Source organism: Marinobacter sp. 1-3A, from assembly GCF_016597775.1.
GTDB lineage: Bacteria > Pseudomonadota > Gammaproteobacteria > Pseudomonadales > Oleiphilaceae > Marinobacter > Marinobacter xiaoshiensis.
Genome location: NZ_VCGZ01000001.1, coordinates 438501 through 453371, shown reverse-complemented (window position 1 = coordinate 453371; position 14871 = coordinate 438501). Strand labels below are relative to the sequence as shown.

The following is a 14871-nucleotide window of genomic DNA, read 5'->3' as shown; positions in this document are numbered from 1 at the left end:
GTTGTGTCTCAAAGCGTGAGCGCAATGATACGATTTGCACTCATGCGAAATAATGCCCGGGCCGGTATAATACCGGGCTAATCAAACGGCCACCGATTTTCAGGAAGGTTCCATGACTGTACGTACCCGAATTGCCCCATCACCCACCGGTGACCCACATGTTGGTACCGCCTACGTGGCCCTGTTTAACCTGTGTTTTGCCCGGCAGCACGGTGGCAAGTTTATCCTGCGCATTGAAGATACCGACCAGGCACGTAGTACGGCAGAATCCGAGCAGGATATTCTCAAGGCTCTGCGCTGGCTCGGCCTCAACTGGGATGAAGGTCCCGATGTGGGCGGCCCCCATGGTCCTTATCGTCAGTCAGAGCGCAAGCACTCTTATGCTCAGTACGCCGAAGATCTGGTGACAGCTGGCCATGCGTTCTATTGTTTTCGCACGCCTGAAGAGCTGGATGCCATTCGAGAAGATCGCAAGGCGCAAGGCCTGAACCCGGGTATCAAGGGAAACCTTGAGTTGTCCCAGGAAGAGATCAAGCGTCGCCTGGATGCGGGTGAATCCTATGTTATCCGCATGAAAGTGCCCGACGAAGGTGTTTGCGAAATTGATGACATGCTCAGGGGCACCATTGAAATCGATTGGGCACAGGTGGATTGCCAAATCCTGCTGAAATCCGATGGCATGCCGACGTATCACTTGGCGAACGTGGTTGATGACCATCTGATGGAAATTACCCACGTACTGCGTGGCGAAGAGTGGATTAATTCTGCGCCCAAGCACAAGTTGCTGTACGAGTATTTTGGCTGGGATATGCCGGTACTTTGTCATCTGCCGCTGCTGCGCAACCCGGATAAGAGCAAGCTGTCAAAACGCAAAAACCCCACCAGCATTAACTTTTACGAGCGCATGGGCTTTTTGCCGGAAGCGGTAACCAATTACCTTGGCCGTATGGGCTGGTCCATGCCGGATGAGCGTGAAAAGTTCACCCTGGATGAGATGATCGGGAATTTCGACATCCAGCGCGTTTCCCTTGGCGGCCCGGTGTTTGATGTTGAGAAGTTACGTTGGCTCAACGGCCAGTGGCTGCGCGACGAGCTCACAGAAGACCAGTTTGTGGAGCGCATGAGCCAGTGGTGGTTCAACAAGGATTCGCTCAAGGCAATGGTGCCCCATATCCAGGGTAGGGCAGAGGTGTTCTCCGATGTGGCGCCCATGGCCCAGTTTATGTTTTCTGGCATGCTGGATTTGAAGCCTGAGAACTTTGCCCACAACAAACTGGAAGAATCTCAGATCAAACGGGTATTGCAGTTCACTCTGTGGAAGCTGGAGGCTCAACGTCACTGGAGCAAGGACACCATTTTCGCAGATATCAAATTCCTGGCGAAAGCCATGGATCTGAAAATGGGCGATTTCATGTTTTCTGTGTTTGTGGCTATTGCTGGTACCCCGAACTCCTGGTCTGTTATGGATTCCATGGATATGTTGGGCCCGGATATGACTCGCGCCCGCTTGCGCCAAGCTCTGGAAGTGCTCGGTGGTTTCTCCAAGAAAGAAACCAAGAAAGTGGAGAAAGAGTACGCGGCTTTGGGCGCTTAATGACCAGATTGACCAAGAAATGAGCGCAATGAACAAGGAAGTTCAGAAAAGTTGAAAAAAGTGGGGCGAAAGGTTGACGACCATGGGGTGGATCCTTAATATACGCATCCGTTGGGGCCATAGCTCAGCTGGGAGAGCGCAACACTGGCAGTGTTGAGGTCGACGGTTCGATCCCGTCTGGCTCCACCAATTTTCTAGTCCCCTTCGTCTAGTGGCCTAGGACTCCGCCCTTTCACGGCGGCAACAGGGGTTCGAACCCCCTAGGGGACGCCAATACGGCTTGACGGTTTAGTCCACCGGATAGCCATCAAAAAAACCGCCTTCGGGCGGTTTTTTTGTGCCTGAAGAAAAAGCTGAAGGCTAATACAGAAACTATGGTGGCAAGCAGGGAGAGTGTGCTCCCAAAACTGTGTGTTGCCAGGGATGGCAACACCAAGCCCCCATGGATGGGTTCACGGCGTGTTTTGGGAGCACACTCTCCCTGCTTGTCAGTGCTCGGAGTAGGCAGTGTTAGCGGGAAGCTATGGCACCTTTACCAACACCTTCGTAGGCTTTCACAAGAATCGTGTCAGATGGGAATTTGGCTTTCAGCTCGTCTGCAATGTGAGCGGCAATGAATTCCACAGTCGTATCTGTGTTCATCATATAAACCCGCGCCTCGGGCAGGGTCAGGGCAAACTCACCCTGATTGGACTCATATTCGAAGGTTATGTACGCCACGCCGGCGTCAACATGGCGACGTACGACATCTTCCTCAGAGCCCACATAAATATCCTGCCATAACTTGGCCCAAGAGCGTTCCAGCTCCTCATCACGCTTGCCATTGCGGTCTATCCGAATAGGTGAGCGGTGACCATGGGCGATGCGCTGGCAGTTGCCCAGGTGCTTTTTAAGGCCATGCACGTAGTGATAATAAGCTCCTTCAAGTTCCTCTTCCCGCAGGTTGATCTGCACTGAAGTGACATTCGAAGGTAGAACAGCCAGCAATTCACGTTCGAGCAGAGCGGCGACAGCCGATGGCATAACCCGGTCTGCAGAAAGCCATACAACGGCTTCGTCGGGGGAGCGATGGATAATGTGACTGCCATCGGCAAGTGCCCAGGTGAAGGTGTCAGGCGTATCCTGATTCCAGGAGAGGCCTTCGTAGCCACGGGGTATCACAAGCCTGTGATCCACGCGCTCATCGATGATGCGCTTTATAGTGCGCTTCACATTGCTGAAATCGAATACCATGCCCTGTTCATCAAGCTCGCCCCCCAGCACCACGTCGGCAATCCAGCTTTCCCCGACTAATCCACGGGCGGGATCCAGGTAAGCGAAATCAATAACGGTGAGGTTGTCTACAAACAGATGGTTCATTAAATTTCCGGGCGGGTATAGTTGATTGATGGGGGGATTCTAGCAAAAATCCCTGAGTGAGTGTCTTGTCGAGCTAATGCCTTGAATCGTTGCTCGCCACTCTTTTCGTGTTCATTGCTTTATCAGGAGCGACATCATAACTGCCTCTCGCCATGACTTCGATCAGGATTTTCCGGCACTTGTGCTCGCAGCCGGGGCTTCCAGCCGGTTTGGTCGCCCCAAGGCTCTATTAAAGGTGAGCGGCGAACAGGGGCGAGGTCACATTCTGCTGGATAACGCCATCGGGCAAGCCAGGTTGCTTAGCCGGGATGTGCGTGTTGCCTGCGGGGCCTGGTATCCGTTGATTCGTTTTCGCTGCAGCCAGCAGCCCTCCAGCTGGGTGCCTGTGCCTGATTGGCATGAAGGCATGGCCGCTTCCCTGGTAGCGGGCATCCGAAGTTTGGGGCCGAGGGCCAGGGGAGTGTTTGTGTTGGTGGTGGATCAGCCGCTGTTAGACAGAGACGCCCTTCAAGCGTTTGGTGAAGCTGTGAGATGTTTTCCGAAGACGCCAGCGGCCGCAGATTATGGCCGGCGCCCAGGTGTGCCAGCCTATCTGCCGCGGTGGCTTTGGCCAGACGTGCTGACCCTTGAGGGTGATCGAGGTGCAGGGGGGCTGTTGGCAGAAGCCAATGCGACGCGAATGGATATTCCGGGTGTCCATGACGACATAGACACCCCGGAAGATTGGGCGAGAATCAGGGAGGTGCTTAGCCGAAGAGCCCTGCAAGCCAGGCAATACCCAGACTGAATACCCCGAGGCTAACAGCCAGTCCGACGGTGTAGATTCGGGATGAAGCAGAACGTTGCTGCGCTACAAACAAGTCAATTGTGCGCTGAGCTATGTCTTCAGCAGTCTCACGGGAGATTTCGTGAGCTTGCTGGATGGCTTCAGATTGCAGTGTTTGCCAAAACTCCGTATCAATGGTTTGTACGCTGGTAATATGGTCCTTCAGTTCTGCCATGTGGTTTGCAGTAAAACCAGAGTTGCGTGAGAGGTCCTTTTTAAGGTCGGCAAGTTCCCGGCCCAGATTTAGATTTACCTCAGCCGCGACTTCATCGCTCAGATTTCGGGTCCGCTCTTCTATCATTGCTCTCATGGCGCCCAGGCGATCTTCAATGATGCTTTCCTGCTTGCCCCTTGACTCATCCAGCGCGCGCTTGAGATTGTCAAACTGCTCATCAAACAGTGAGCTGAGCAATTCATGCAGATTGCTATTAACCTGGCCATGGGCTGCAGAGCGGGCAATCTGTTCAATCAGATCGCTTGTGAGCGGTACGGTGCTGGATGTCTTCTTGCCATTGAGGGCAGACTCAAGATCGGACCGCTCGGCTGACAACTCCAGCGATCCGCCTTGGGTAACTCCAATAGCCAGGTCGTCTTGTTCTGCTTCCTGTATCGGTGCGAGAGGGAGGGATCCAGCTTTCAGATCAATGGCCAGTTGCTCAAGCACCATGCCAAGGCCGTCTGGTTGAGTGGGCTTGGTAAGGATGTTGTAGACCCCGAAGTTTTTCGCCTCTTTGGTGAAAGATGACGACTTCTGAGACGTGCACATAATGATTGGTATGCCCGCGGTGTTCGGATTGCTCTTGATGGCCTTTGTGGCTTCCACGCCGTTCATGCCAGGCATCAGGTGATCCATGAAGATGACGTCCGGATGTTCGTTGCTGTCCAGAAAGTCCAGGGCTTCTTCGGCTGAGCCTGCCATGTTGACATGCATGTCACGGCTTTCCAGCAGTTTGCTCAGGGCAAACCTGGCTACCTTGGAGTCGTCCACCAGAAGAGCATTCTTGATCGCCATCCTTACTACCTCAAGCTGTTACTTCAATCGCGTTGTTTATCGGGCTGGTTTTACTATTAAAGCTACCAGCCTTCGAGTTTCGGGCACTGTGTGGCCCTGTAGCTTTTGTCCCGATAACACACGCCGGGCTCTGTCGTTCTGGCAGTGAATATCTCACCTGCCGCCGTGGTCAGGCGAACCTGCCCATAGGGTTCACCGTGGCGGAATGTCGCCTCGATGGAGCTGCCATTCGGGTTGCGCAGCAAACCATTTCCGTGGAACTTGCCTTCAATATACTCGCCTTCGTATTTCTTGCCATTGGCAAAAACTTCCGAGCCACGGCCATGGAAGGTGCCATTTGAAAAATCGCCTTCGTAGTGACGGCCATCCGGGTAGGTGAGGGTGCCACGCCCGTGAAAGTCGCTGTTGCGAAACCCTCCGACATACAGCATGCCGTCTGCTGTTGTCAGGGAACCGTGGCCGTTGAGCCGACCCTGTGACCACTCCCCGGTGAGGATGTCACCATTGGCAAGGGTGAGAGTACCTTGGCCCTGGAACGAATCGTCGGCAAATTGCCCGGTATAACGTGAGCCATCGGCGTCGCGCCATGCGCCTTCACCCGAGCGCTTGCCATTTTCCCAGTCACCCTCATAGCGAGTGCCATCCGGGTACCAGGCTGTGCCCGAGCCGTGGAAAGCGCCATCTGCAAATTGACCTTCGTATTTCAGGCCGTCTTTGTCTTCATAGGTTCCGTCGCCGGTCTTTATGCCACCTCGCCAATTCCCGTTCTGGTAATTAACGGTGGTGTAGGCTTCAAGTTTGCCTACGAGGGTCAACTCGTTGCCAGCATCGAGGGCAACGCTTTGCTGCCAGGGGCGGAACCCGTCCTTTTTGATGGTGATGTCGTATTTGCCTGGGGCCAGTTCAAGGTCCAGTCGCGTTGGGCCGTATTCCTTGCCGTTGATTTCAACCCGGTCGCCAGCCACGTTAGAGCGCAGTGTAAGGGTGCCGGTTGTCGGGGCAGGTGACTGTTCTGGCACAGCCTTGGCGGTATATGTGGCCATTGCTGCTGGCGGTTCCGCAGAGGCAAGCATGACCGCCTCATCCGGAAGGTCGGGAATATTGAATTGCTCGGCGCTCGCCGGCTGTTCCATCGGGAGTGTTTCTGCTTCAACCGGTGCTTCTGCAACAGTTTCAATTGCTGGTGCTGGTGCTGGTGCTGGTGCTGGTGCTTCGACGAGCACTTGTGGGCTTTGTGTTACCGCTGGTTTGTTTGCGGGCTTCGGTAGAGTCACATTTTGCGCGGGTTGCAGAGGCGCGGCCGCAATTGGCATTTCGCTCCGAACAGAAGCAAAGCCAGCTGTTACCAGAAGCATAAGAGCCAGGGCATTCAAAAACAAAAGTGGTCTGAAATCGACCATGGCGGAACCTCTTAATCCTGCATTCTACAAATTCGCGAGCAAGTTCATCTTACCCAGCGAGAGCGGCGTTATGTAACAGAAAGTGTCTGAACTTGGCCAGAATGCTGGCCAAATCACACTTTGGACGGAAGCTGGTCATGGTTGAGCTGTTCCCAGGCTCTCATGTAGACATCGGCTTCATATTCGTAGGGTGATTTGAACGGTGTCAGAACAAAATCAAACATAAGGAAGAAAAAGCCTACCGATGCCCAGGCGATGGTCAGGGTGCTGAGTGTTGTAGCCTGAACCTCCGGGTTGCTGCTCACAAAATCCTGGAGCAGCGGGATCAAGTCTGACGCCATCACTACAGGATTGAAGCTGGACAGCACCAACGGTATCCAGAAGGCCATAAATATGGGGAAGAAACCGAACGACCAAAGCAGGCGGCGCGCCAGGTAGATAGCCACCTCGCGCCAGAAGCGCTGGCGCACCTCGGGGGACTTGCGAATGCGCTCCAGGTACCGGCGGCGTTCTGCCCAATAGGCTGCGACTTCGGGAGCCTGGGCGGTTTTTGTGGGGCCTGAAAGTGTGCTCATGATCCAGGGAGCTACCTTATAGCTAGGGTGACGGATACAGGATAACTGATACTACGTGTTACCCTGTCATTCTCCAATTGTTTAACGACAGGAATAGTTTGAATGGCTGCAGTGATCGATAACGCAATCCACCCGGCTTTTGAGAAGCTTCGCAGTCACCGGATTGACACGCTTAATCTTGATGTTGAAGAGTATCGTCATATAAAAACCGGTGCCCGTCATCTCCACCTGGCGGCGGATAATGATGAAAACGTGTTTTTTGTGGCGTTAAGAACCTTCCCCATGGATTCTACCGGCGTTGCCCATATTCTTGAACATACGGCACTGTGCGGCAGTGAGCGCTACCCGGTTCGCGATCCGTTTTTCATGATGATTCGCCGCTCCCTGAATACCTTCATGAATGCGTTCACCAGCAGCGACTGGACGGCTTACCCTTTTGCCAGCATGAACCGAAAGGATTTTGACAACCTATTGTCGGTTTATCTGGATTCAGTATTTTTCTCTAAACTGGATCCCTTGGATTTTGCTCAGGAAGGGCATCGGCTGGAGTTTGAAAAGCCCGATGATCCCAGCACCGAGTTGGTATACAAAGGCGTTGTCTACAACGAAATGAAAGGTGCCATGAGTTCGGCAACCTCACAGCTCTGGCAGAATCTGAGCAGTCACCTTTTCCCGACAACGACCTATCATTACAACAGTGGCGGCGAGCCGGATCACATTGTTGATCTGAGCTATGACGACCTCATCCGCTTCTATAAGCATCACTACCACCCAAGTAACGCCATTTTTGCCACTTACGGCAACATTCCGGCCCATGAACACCACGAACGCTTCGAAGAGCTGGCTCTCAAGCGGTTCGACAAGCTGGATATCAAACTGCCAGTGCGCGATGAAAAGCGAATGTATGCGCCGGTCCGTGTAGAGCAGGGCTACGGCGTTACCGAGGGTGAAGACACCACCGGTAAAACTCATATCGTTATGGGGTGGCTGCTTGGTCACAGCTTTGATCTGCAGGAAAACCTGGAAGGCCATTTGTTGTCCGCCGTGCTGCTCGAAAATAGCGCCTCTCCTCTGATGCGTGCGTTGGAAACCACGGATATCGGTCATGCACCTTCACCCATGTGCGGGTTGGAGGATTCCAACAGAGAAATGACGTTTATTTGCGGCATTGAAGGAAGTGAGCCGGAGAAGCTCAAAGATCTGGAAGCCTTGATCGAGACAACGCTTGAGAAAGTGGTTGAGGAAGGCGTTAGCGAGGAGCGCCTGGAAGCGATTCTTCATCAACTGGAATTGCATCAGCGCGAAATTGCAGGAGACAGCTTCCCTTATGGCCTTCAATTGATCATGAGTGCTATAGCCCCCATGGTTCATGGTGGCGACCCGGTTGAGCTGCTTGATCTGGAGCCTGTTCTGGCCGTTTTGCGTGAGAAAATTCGCGACCCGCAATACATCCCGGACCTGATTCGTCGCAAGTTGATCAACAACCCGCACCGGGTAACGCTCACTTTGCGGCCAGATGACAAGTTGGATGGGCGCCGTCAGCAGGCCATTCGTGAGGCCCAGGCGAAACGCAAGGCAGAACTCACCAGCGAAGAGGTTATGCAGATTGTTGAGCGTGCCAAAGCGCTGGAAGAGCGGCAGATGCGTAAGGATGATGACTCCATACTGCCAAAGGTGGATCTCACGGATGTACCGCTGCAAATGCCCGAGCCGGAAGCACGGTTTGACGGGGATATTTCAGCAACGGTTTATGCGCGGGGAACCAACGGGCTGATTTATCAGCAGGTTGTGTTGCCACTGCCTGATTTGACGGAAGATGAACTGTTGCTCCTGCCGTATTATGGTGCCTTGATTTCAGAAGTTGGCTGCGGTGAGCTGGATTATCTTCAGATGCAGGACCGAATTTCGGCAGAATCCGGTGGAATTGGTGCCTCTTTCAGTACCAAGGGGCGCATTGATGATGTTCAAAACCTCTCTGGCTATATGATCTTCAGCGGCAAAGCGCTGGCCCGCAACCGAATGGCTCTGACGAAGCTGCTCCGTGATGTGTACACCAGCGCTCGCTTTGATGAAAAAGACCGTATTCGGGAGATTATTGCCCAGATTCGTGCGCGTCGAGAGCAGTCGGTAACCGGCAGTGGCCACGCTTTGGCCATGGGTGCAGCGTCCCAGGGTATGGGGCCTGGAGCCTGGTTGAGTTTCCGTCTTGGGGGGTTGGCTGGTATTCGCGGTACCAAGGAGCTGGATCAGTCCCTGAAAGATCCCGCGGAACTTGCTGCTTTTTGCCAGAAGCTGGCTAGCCTGCATGACAGGATTCGCCAGCAGGCTCGCGAGTTCCTTGTCATTGGTGAGGAAGAGCAGCTTCCTGCGCTGATCGACGATCTGAAATCCTGCTGGCAGGGCGATGAGGGTGTAGAGTCATCCAGCTGGACAATGGAGCCTGTGAATTTCGTAACACGCGAAGCCTGGCTGACCTCTACTCAGGTAAACTTCTGCGCCCGTGCATACAGCACCGTGCCGATCGATCACCCCGATGCAGCGGCACTTACTGTGCTGGGTGGTTTCCTGCGCAATGGTTACCTGCACAGGGCTATTCGGGAGAAGGGTGGTGCCTACGGCGGCGGCGCCTCCCAGGACAGCGTGAATGGCACCTTCCGCTTTTTCTCATACCGGGATCCGCGCCTGTCAGAAACCCTTGAAGACTTCGACAAGGCACTGGTATGGCTTCAGGAGACTGAGCATGAGTATCAGGAGTTGGAAGAATCCATTCTCGGAGTGATCGGCCAGCTAGATCGCCCGCGCTCTCCAGCGGGTGCTGCGCGACATGCGTTCCACAACAAGCTGTTTGGTCGCAGTGCTGAGCAGCGCGCACGCTTCCGCGAGCGGGTGCTGTCAGTGACGCTTGAAGATCTCAAACGGGTTGCGACAACCTGGCTGCAGCCTGCAAAGGCCAGTACAGCAGTAGTGACGGGTTCTGAAAACCGGGCTTTAGCTGAAGGCTTGGGGCTGGAAATTCAGGAGCTGTAAGTTGCAGGCAGGCAGGTCGGTAACGGCCTGCCTGCTAAAAATCGGTAGGCCAGATTTCAGCGATTTCTCTTGAGCCCCGTAGTAACCATGATGCGAGTCGAAATTTCCTCCACGGAATAGGCTGTCGTGTTCAGGTACGGAATGCGCTCCCTCCGGTACATAAGCTCTATTTCTTCGATTTCGTGCATGCATTGCTGGATGGACGCGTAGCGAGAGTTTGGTCGCCGTTCATTCCGGATGGTGGCCAGTCTTTCCGGCTCAATGGTCAGCCCGAATATTTTTTCCTTGTGAGGCCGCAGAGCAGTGGGCATCTGCTGATCTGAAAGATCGTCTTCGGTGATCGGATAGTTGGCGGCTTTCACGCCATATTGGAGCGCCAGGTAGAGGCAGGTTGGGGTTTTGCCACTACGGGAGGCACCAACCAGAATCAGATCTGCTTCATCGTAGTGTCGTGTGCGCGCACCGTCATCGTTGTCCAGGGCAAAGTTCACCGCAGCGATACGGCGCTCATAAACACCTTCGTTATTAATCGAATGGGATTTGCCCACAGAATAAGACGAAGACGACTGCAGCTCATTTTCCAGCGGCCCCAGAAAGGTCCCGAAAATATCCACCATGAAGCCCTGGGCATCTGAAATGATTTCCCGGATAGAACTATCAAGAATTGTGTCAAAGACCAGTGGGCGGGCACCGTCGGTTTCAGTTGCACTGTTAATGCGTTTGACCATGTCCCGCGCTTTTTCAACATCGTCGATATAAGGTACGGTGACGCGCTCGAAATCAATTTTACCGAATTGGGCCAAAAGACTGTGTCCAAGGGCCTCAGCGGTGATGCCGGTACCGTCAGAAATAAAGAAGGCTGTACGTTTCATGATGTTTTTCCGGCTCCGTTGGCGCAGGGTTGTCTGGGCGAATCTGGCAGGGTGGCACCGGAAAGCAGCATGCACTTTCTCGGGGGCTCCCTAGGTAAATTCCGAAGGTTACAGTATCATACACGGCAAGTTCGAGACTCCGCAGTGGTTGTTGTCCGCTTTTTACGCTTGCTACCGCTGGCCCGGTTTATTCTTTAGTTACACAGATTCAAGGGAGACACGCTTTGGAAGATTACATAATCTGGTTTGATCACCTGGGAATGTCCGATGTTGACCGGGTTGGCGGGAAAAACGCTTCCCTCGGTGAAATGATCAGTAATCTCGCCAATGCTGGTGTAACCGTTCCCGGCGGTTTTGCCACCACTGCACATGCATACCGTGAGTTTCTGGCTAAAGATGGCCTGAAGGACAAGATCGATAGCCTCCTTGATGATCTTGATATCAATGACGTGAACGAACTTGCCCGTGTGGGCGCGAAGATACGCCAGTGGATTATTGATACACCTTTCCCTGAGGCCCTGGACGTTGCGCTGAAAGAAGCCTACAGCCAAATACTTAACGGCAACGATAAGATGGCCGTGGCTGTGCGCTCCTCTGCAACCGCAGAAGATCTGCCGGATGCTTCTTTTGCCGGGCAACAGGAAACCTTCCTGAACGTGGTTGGCCTGGAACAGGTTCGCACGTCTGTGAAAGAAGTGTTTGCTTCTCTGTTTAACGATCGTGCGATTTCCTACCGCGTTCATCACGGTTTTGATCACAAGCTTGTTGCCTTGTCTGCCGGCATCCAGAAAATGGTCCGCAGTGAAACTGCGTCCAGTGGTGTTATGTTTACATTGGATACGGAGTCAGGCTTCCGTGGTGTAGTGTTTATCACCGGTTCTTATGGTCTGGGTGAGACTGTTGTTCAGGGCGCGGTTAACCCTGATGAGTTCTATGTGCATAAACCCACTCTGGCGTCTGGCAAGCCCGCTGTGTTGCGCCGGAATCTGGGTAGCAAGGCCATAAAAATGGTTTATCACTCAGATCCAGCCAGTGGCCAGTTGGTGGAAACCGTTAAAGTTGACCCGGAAGAGCGCGGCCGTTTCTGTATCACAGACTCGGAAGTTGAAGAGTTGGCCAGGCAGGCCATGATCATCGAGGAGCACTATCAGCGGCCCATGGATATTGAATGGGCTAAAGATGGCGATGACGGCAAGATCTACATTGTGCAAGCTCGTCCGGAAACCGTTAAAAGCAGGGCGTCTGCCAATGTTATGGAGCGTTACCTGCTCAATGAAACCGGCACAGTGTTGGTGGAAGGCCGGAGTATCGGCCACAAGATTGGTGCAGGCCCGGTCAAGATTATTACCAGCATCAAGGAAATGGATCGAGTTCAGGACGGCGATGTTCTGGTAACGGATATGACAGATCCCGACTGGGAACCAGTGATGAAGCGGGCATCTGCAATTATCACTGATCGTGGTGGCCGTACTTGCCATGCTGCGATCATTGCCCGTGAACTGGGCATTCCAGCGGTTGTTGGTTGTGGCGATGCCACCGAGATTCTGAATGACGGCCAGGAAGTCACCGTGTCTTGTGCAGAAGGTGATACCGGTCTGATCTACGAAGGCGCTCTGGATTTTGAGCTGCGTGAAAATACCGTAGATTCCATGCCGAATATCCCGTTCAAGATCATGATGAACGTGGGTAACCCGGATCGTGCCTTTGATTTCCAGTCGTTGCCTAACGAAGGCGTTGGCCTGGCGCGCCTTGAGTTCATTATTAACCGTATGATTGGTGTGCACCCCAAGGCGCTGCTGAACTTTGAGGGTTTGCCAAGGGATATCAAGCAGACGGTAGAAAAGCGTATCTCTGGCTACAGCTCCCCGGTCGATTTCTACGTGGACAAGCTTGTTGAAGGGATTTCCACCTTGGCCGCCGCATTTTCGCCGAAGAAGGTCATAGTGCGCCTGTCTGACTTCAAATCCAACGAGTATGCCAACCTGATCGGCGGCACCCTGTACGAGCCAGATGAAGAAAACCCGATGCTGGGTTTCCGTGGAGCTTCCCGCTATATCTCTGAAACCTTCCGTGACTGTTTCGAGCTGGAGTGCCGTGCACTGAAGAGGGTGCGCAATGAAATGGGCCTGACTAACGTAGAGATCATGGTGCCCTTCGTGCGTACCGTGGGTGAGGCTGAGCAAGCGGTCAAGTTGTTGGCGGAAAATGGTCTTAAGCGTGGCGAGAACGGCCTACGGGTGATCATGATGTGCGAACTGCCGGGCAACGCGTTGCTGGCAGACAAGTTCCTTGAGCACTTTGATGGTTTCTCTATCGGCTCCAATGACCTGACCCAGCTTACTCTTGGTCTGGATCGTGACTCGGGTATTATTGCGCACCTGTTCGACGAGCGGGACGAGGCCGTCAAGATACTTTTGTCCAACGCTATTCAGGCGTGTAAAAAGGCAAATAAGTACATTGGCATCTGTGGCCAGGGACCATCTGACCATCCTGATCTCGCAAAATGGCTGATGGATCAGGGCATTGATACCGTATCTCTGAACCCGGATTCGGTTCTGGATACCTGGTTCTTCCTGGCAGACGAAAAAATCGACTGACTTTTTCTGCATTTACTTTGGCAATTAAGGAGAGCGACAAGGTGGCAACGATTATTACCCCGGACTTGTGTGATGAATTTCCGGAAGTTGAGGTGGCAGCACCTGGCTTTAATAACTATGGCGGAGTAAAGGCCTTCGGTGGTGAAATCGTCACCGTAAAGTGCTTTGAAGATAACTCTGTGGTTAAAGAGCAGGTTGGCCTGCCAGGCAAGGGTCGTGTGATGGTAGTAGACGGTGGCGGCTCAATGCGCCATGCGTTGCTGGGCGATATGCTGGCAGAGAAAGCCGCCAGTAATGGCTGGGCAGGCTTGATCATATACGGCTGTGTGCGGGATGTAGATGAGATTGGAAAGACGGATCTGGGGGTGCAAGCGCTGGCTACCTATCCCCGGAAAAGTGAAAAGCGCGGTCTCGGCGACCTGGATGTACCGGTAACATTCCACGGAGTGACCTTCCGCCCAGGCCACTACGTGTATGCTGACAACAACGGTATCATCGTGTCAGAGAAACCCCTGGTATAGAGCCAGGGGAGTGCGCCTAGCGGGTGACTTCGCTGATGTTGGCTCCCAACAGAAAGCCGTCACCCTCAGGCTCGCACCGTGTCACTTCGCAAATGGTTTCGAGTGGAGGAAACTGGTCACTATTCGGATGAAGTACAGTGCTCAACTCTTCCCCTACTGCAACCGGGTTTTTTACTAGTAGCTGCATCCCCGTGGCACTGAGATCTCTGCAAGTGCCTGCGAAGGTATTTCCTTTGCTGTCAGTGATTTCTATTTCTGACTCAACCTGCATGCGATGAAAATCGCGCTTCTCCGAATAGTCCTTCATATAATTCACGCCCAGTTGTCTGTTTTTCTTGTGGGTTTGAGCATTGGTATGAGCAGAGCCAGAAGAACGCCGCCCAACACAAGGCCAGCACCAACCAGCATGAAATCAGATTCTTTGCCAGCTTCCAGTCGCTCGTTTTCGGCGGTCAATACTTCCAGATCATTGCGCAGCTTCTGATTCTCCTCCAGTAGTTCACGATTTCGACGTACCAGGTTGATCGAATCTGACGCTATGCTTTTGATGCGTCTGAGTTCCTGTTGCAGCTCCTCTGTCTGGGTAGACAGGGTTGATTCTGCCGTACTCAATGTGTCCCGTTCATTGGACACGTCCTTCAATTGCCCTTTCAGCGAGGCTAACTCGCTTTGTGCCTGCTCAAGCTGACGGCTGACGGTTTTCAATCTGTCCGCTGCGATGGGCGTTTCACTGAGATATTGGGTGGAGACCCAGCCATCATTACCTTTTGGCGTACGTACTCGAGTATAGCCGGTATCCGAAACTTCGATAACTTCCAAAGCTGTGCCGCTGGGTACGGCGTTTTCAATGATGCGGTATTGGGTGCCGGCACCGGAGCGAACAGGTAGGTAGAGTTGATCGTCAACCCAGACGGTTTTCGCCTGAGCCATAGCGATGGATGACAATACAAAAAACGCACTGATGGCAAGGCGAAAAAGCGTCACTGGCAAGGTTCCCACAATGTTCGGTTTAAAAACTCGTTAATTTCAAAGCCGCAATTTTGTCACAGATATGCGGTGGTTCAAGCGAGCTGTCATTACAATAAGCT

At 53.3% G+C, this 14871-nt stretch carries 12 protein-coding genes and 2 tRNA genes; 7 read left to right on the top strand and 7 right to left on the bottom strand.

The window, feature by feature from the left end; genetic code table 11:
- Window positions 1–112: 112 nt before the first annotated feature.
- The 3 genes from gltX to FE848_RS02065 all read left to right on the top strand — a co-directional run bounded on the left by gltX (window position 113) and on the right by FE848_RS02065 (window position 1867).
- Window positions 113–1594 carry a glutamate--tRNA ligase gene (gene gltX, locus FE848_RS02075; RefSeq protein ID WP_200201059.1) on the top strand — a complete coding sequence of 494 codons (1482 nt, stop codon included), beginning with the start codon at window positions 113–115 and terminating at the stop codon, window positions 1592–1594.
- A 113-nt stretch (window positions 1595–1707) separates the two neighbouring features.
- Window positions 1708–1783 (top strand) — tRNA-Ala (locus tag FE848_RS02070).
- Between the two features lie 8 nt (window positions 1784–1791).
- Window positions 1792–1867, top strand: a tRNA-Glu gene (locus FE848_RS02065).
- Window positions 1868–2104: 237 nt separating this feature from the next.
- Here the strand turns inward: FE848_RS02065 and FE848_RS02060 are convergent.
- Entirely contained in the window at window positions 2105–2953 is an 849-nt protein-coding gene (locus FE848_RS02060) for a 6-carboxytetrahydropterin synthase (protein WP_200201058.1), read from the bottom strand.
- 181 nt (window positions 2954–3134) lie between these two features.
- Between FE848_RS02060 and FE848_RS02055 the strand changes: the two genes are divergently transcribed.
- Window positions 3135–3740 carry a nucleotidyltransferase family protein gene (locus FE848_RS02055; RefSeq protein ID WP_310965868.1) on the top strand — a complete coding sequence of 202 codons (606 nt, stop codon included), beginning with the start codon at window positions 3135–3137 and terminating at the stop codon, window positions 3738–3740.
- Here the strand turns inward: FE848_RS02055 and FE848_RS02050 are convergent.
- From FE848_RS02050 to FE848_RS02040, 3 genes are all read right to left on the bottom strand, one after another.
- On the bottom strand, window positions 3700–4791 hold the full coding sequence (locus tag FE848_RS02050; RefSeq protein ID WP_200201057.1) for a response regulator: 1092 nt from the start codon (window positions 4789–4791) through the stop codon (window positions 3700–3702). The two genes, FE848_RS02055 and FE848_RS02050, sit on opposite strands and share 41 nt — an antisense overlap.
- A gap of 62 nt (window positions 4792–4853) precedes the next feature.
- Complete coding sequence (locus tag FE848_RS02045; protein ID WP_200201056.1) at window positions 4854–6191, bottom strand: MORN repeat-containing protein; 1338 nt, start codon at window positions 6189–6191, stop codon at window positions 4854–4856.
- Between the two features lie 113 nt (window positions 6192–6304).
- Window positions 6305–6766 (bottom strand): hypothetical protein, encoded by a 462-nt coding sequence (locus tag FE848_RS02040; protein ID WP_200201055.1) that lies wholly within the window; start codon window positions 6764–6766, stop codon window positions 6305–6307.
- Between the two features lie 102 nt (window positions 6767–6868).
- Here FE848_RS02040 and FE848_RS02035 point away from each other — a divergent pair, with 102 nt between their 5' ends.
- Window positions 6869–9793, top strand: a complete 2925-nt coding sequence (locus FE848_RS02035; protein WP_200201054.1) for an insulinase family protein — start codon at window positions 6869–6871, stop codon at window positions 9791–9793.
- 56 nt (window positions 9794–9849) lie between these two features.
- On the opposite strand, the gene FE848_RS02030 is transcribed toward FE848_RS02035, so the two are convergent.
- Window positions 9850–10665: a pyruvate, water dikinase regulatory protein gene (locus FE848_RS02030; RefSeq protein ID WP_200201053.1), complete on the bottom strand. Its 816-nt coding sequence runs from the start codon at window positions 10663–10665 to the stop codon at window positions 9850–9852.
- 224 nt (window positions 10666–10889) lie between these two features.
- Between FE848_RS02030 and ppsA the strand changes: the two genes are divergently transcribed.
- Entirely contained in the window at window positions 10890–13262 is a 2373-nt protein-coding gene (gene ppsA, locus FE848_RS02025; protein WP_200201052.1) for a phosphoenolpyruvate synthase, read from the top strand.
- A 41-nt stretch (window positions 13263–13303) separates the two neighbouring features.
- Window positions 13304–13783 (top strand): ribonuclease E activity regulator RraA, encoded by a 480-nt coding sequence (gene rraA / locus FE848_RS02020; RefSeq protein ID WP_200201051.1) that lies wholly within the window; start codon window positions 13304–13306, stop codon window positions 13781–13783.
- 16 nt (window positions 13784–13799) lie between these two features.
- On the opposite strand, the gene FE848_RS02015 is transcribed toward rraA, so the two are convergent.
- On the bottom strand, window positions 13800–14090 hold the full coding sequence (locus FE848_RS02015) for a PilZ domain-containing protein (protein WP_200201050.1): 291 nt from the start codon (window positions 14088–14090) through the stop codon (window positions 13800–13802).
- A gap of 5 nt (window positions 14091–14095) precedes the next feature.
- Window positions 14096–14767: a TIGR04211 family SH3 domain-containing protein gene (locus FE848_RS02010; RefSeq protein ID WP_310965872.1), complete on the bottom strand. Its 672-nt coding sequence runs from the start codon at window positions 14765–14767 to the stop codon at window positions 14096–14098.
- Window positions 14768–14871 lie beyond the last annotated feature (104 nt).

What these genes read in the sequence shown, in the direction of transcription:
- gltX (WP_200201059.1), top strand. Translation starts at nt 113, where the DNA reads ATGACTGTACGTACCCGAATTGCCCCATCACCCACCGGTGACCCACAT.
- FE848_RS02060 (WP_200201058.1), bottom strand. Translation starts at nt 2,953, where the DNA reads ATGAACCATCTGTTTGTAGACAACCTCACCGTTATTGATTTCGCTTAC.
- FE848_RS02050 (WP_200201057.1), bottom strand. Translation starts at nt 4,791, where the DNA reads ATGGCGATCAAGAATGCTCTTCTGGTGGACGACTCCAAGGTAGCCAGG.
- FE848_RS02045 (WP_200201056.1), bottom strand. Translation starts at nt 6,191, where the DNA reads ATGGTCGATTTCAGACCACTTTTGTTTTTGAATGCCCTGGCTCTTATG.
- FE848_RS02040 (WP_200201055.1), bottom strand. Translation starts at nt 6,766, where the DNA reads ATGAGCACACTTTCAGGCCCCACAAAAACCGCCCAGGCTCCCGAAGTC.
- FE848_RS02035 (WP_200201054.1), top strand. Translation starts at nt 6,869, where the DNA reads ATGGCTGCAGTGATCGATAACGCAATCCACCCGGCTTTTGAGAAGCTT.
- FE848_RS02030 (WP_200201053.1), bottom strand. Translation starts at nt 10,665, where the DNA reads ATGAAACGTACAGCCTTCTTTATTTCTGACGGTACCGGCATCACCGCT.
- FE848_RS02015 (WP_200201050.1), bottom strand. Translation starts at nt 14,090, where the DNA reads ATGAAGGACTATTCGGAGAAGCGCGATTTTCATCGCATGCAGGTTGAG.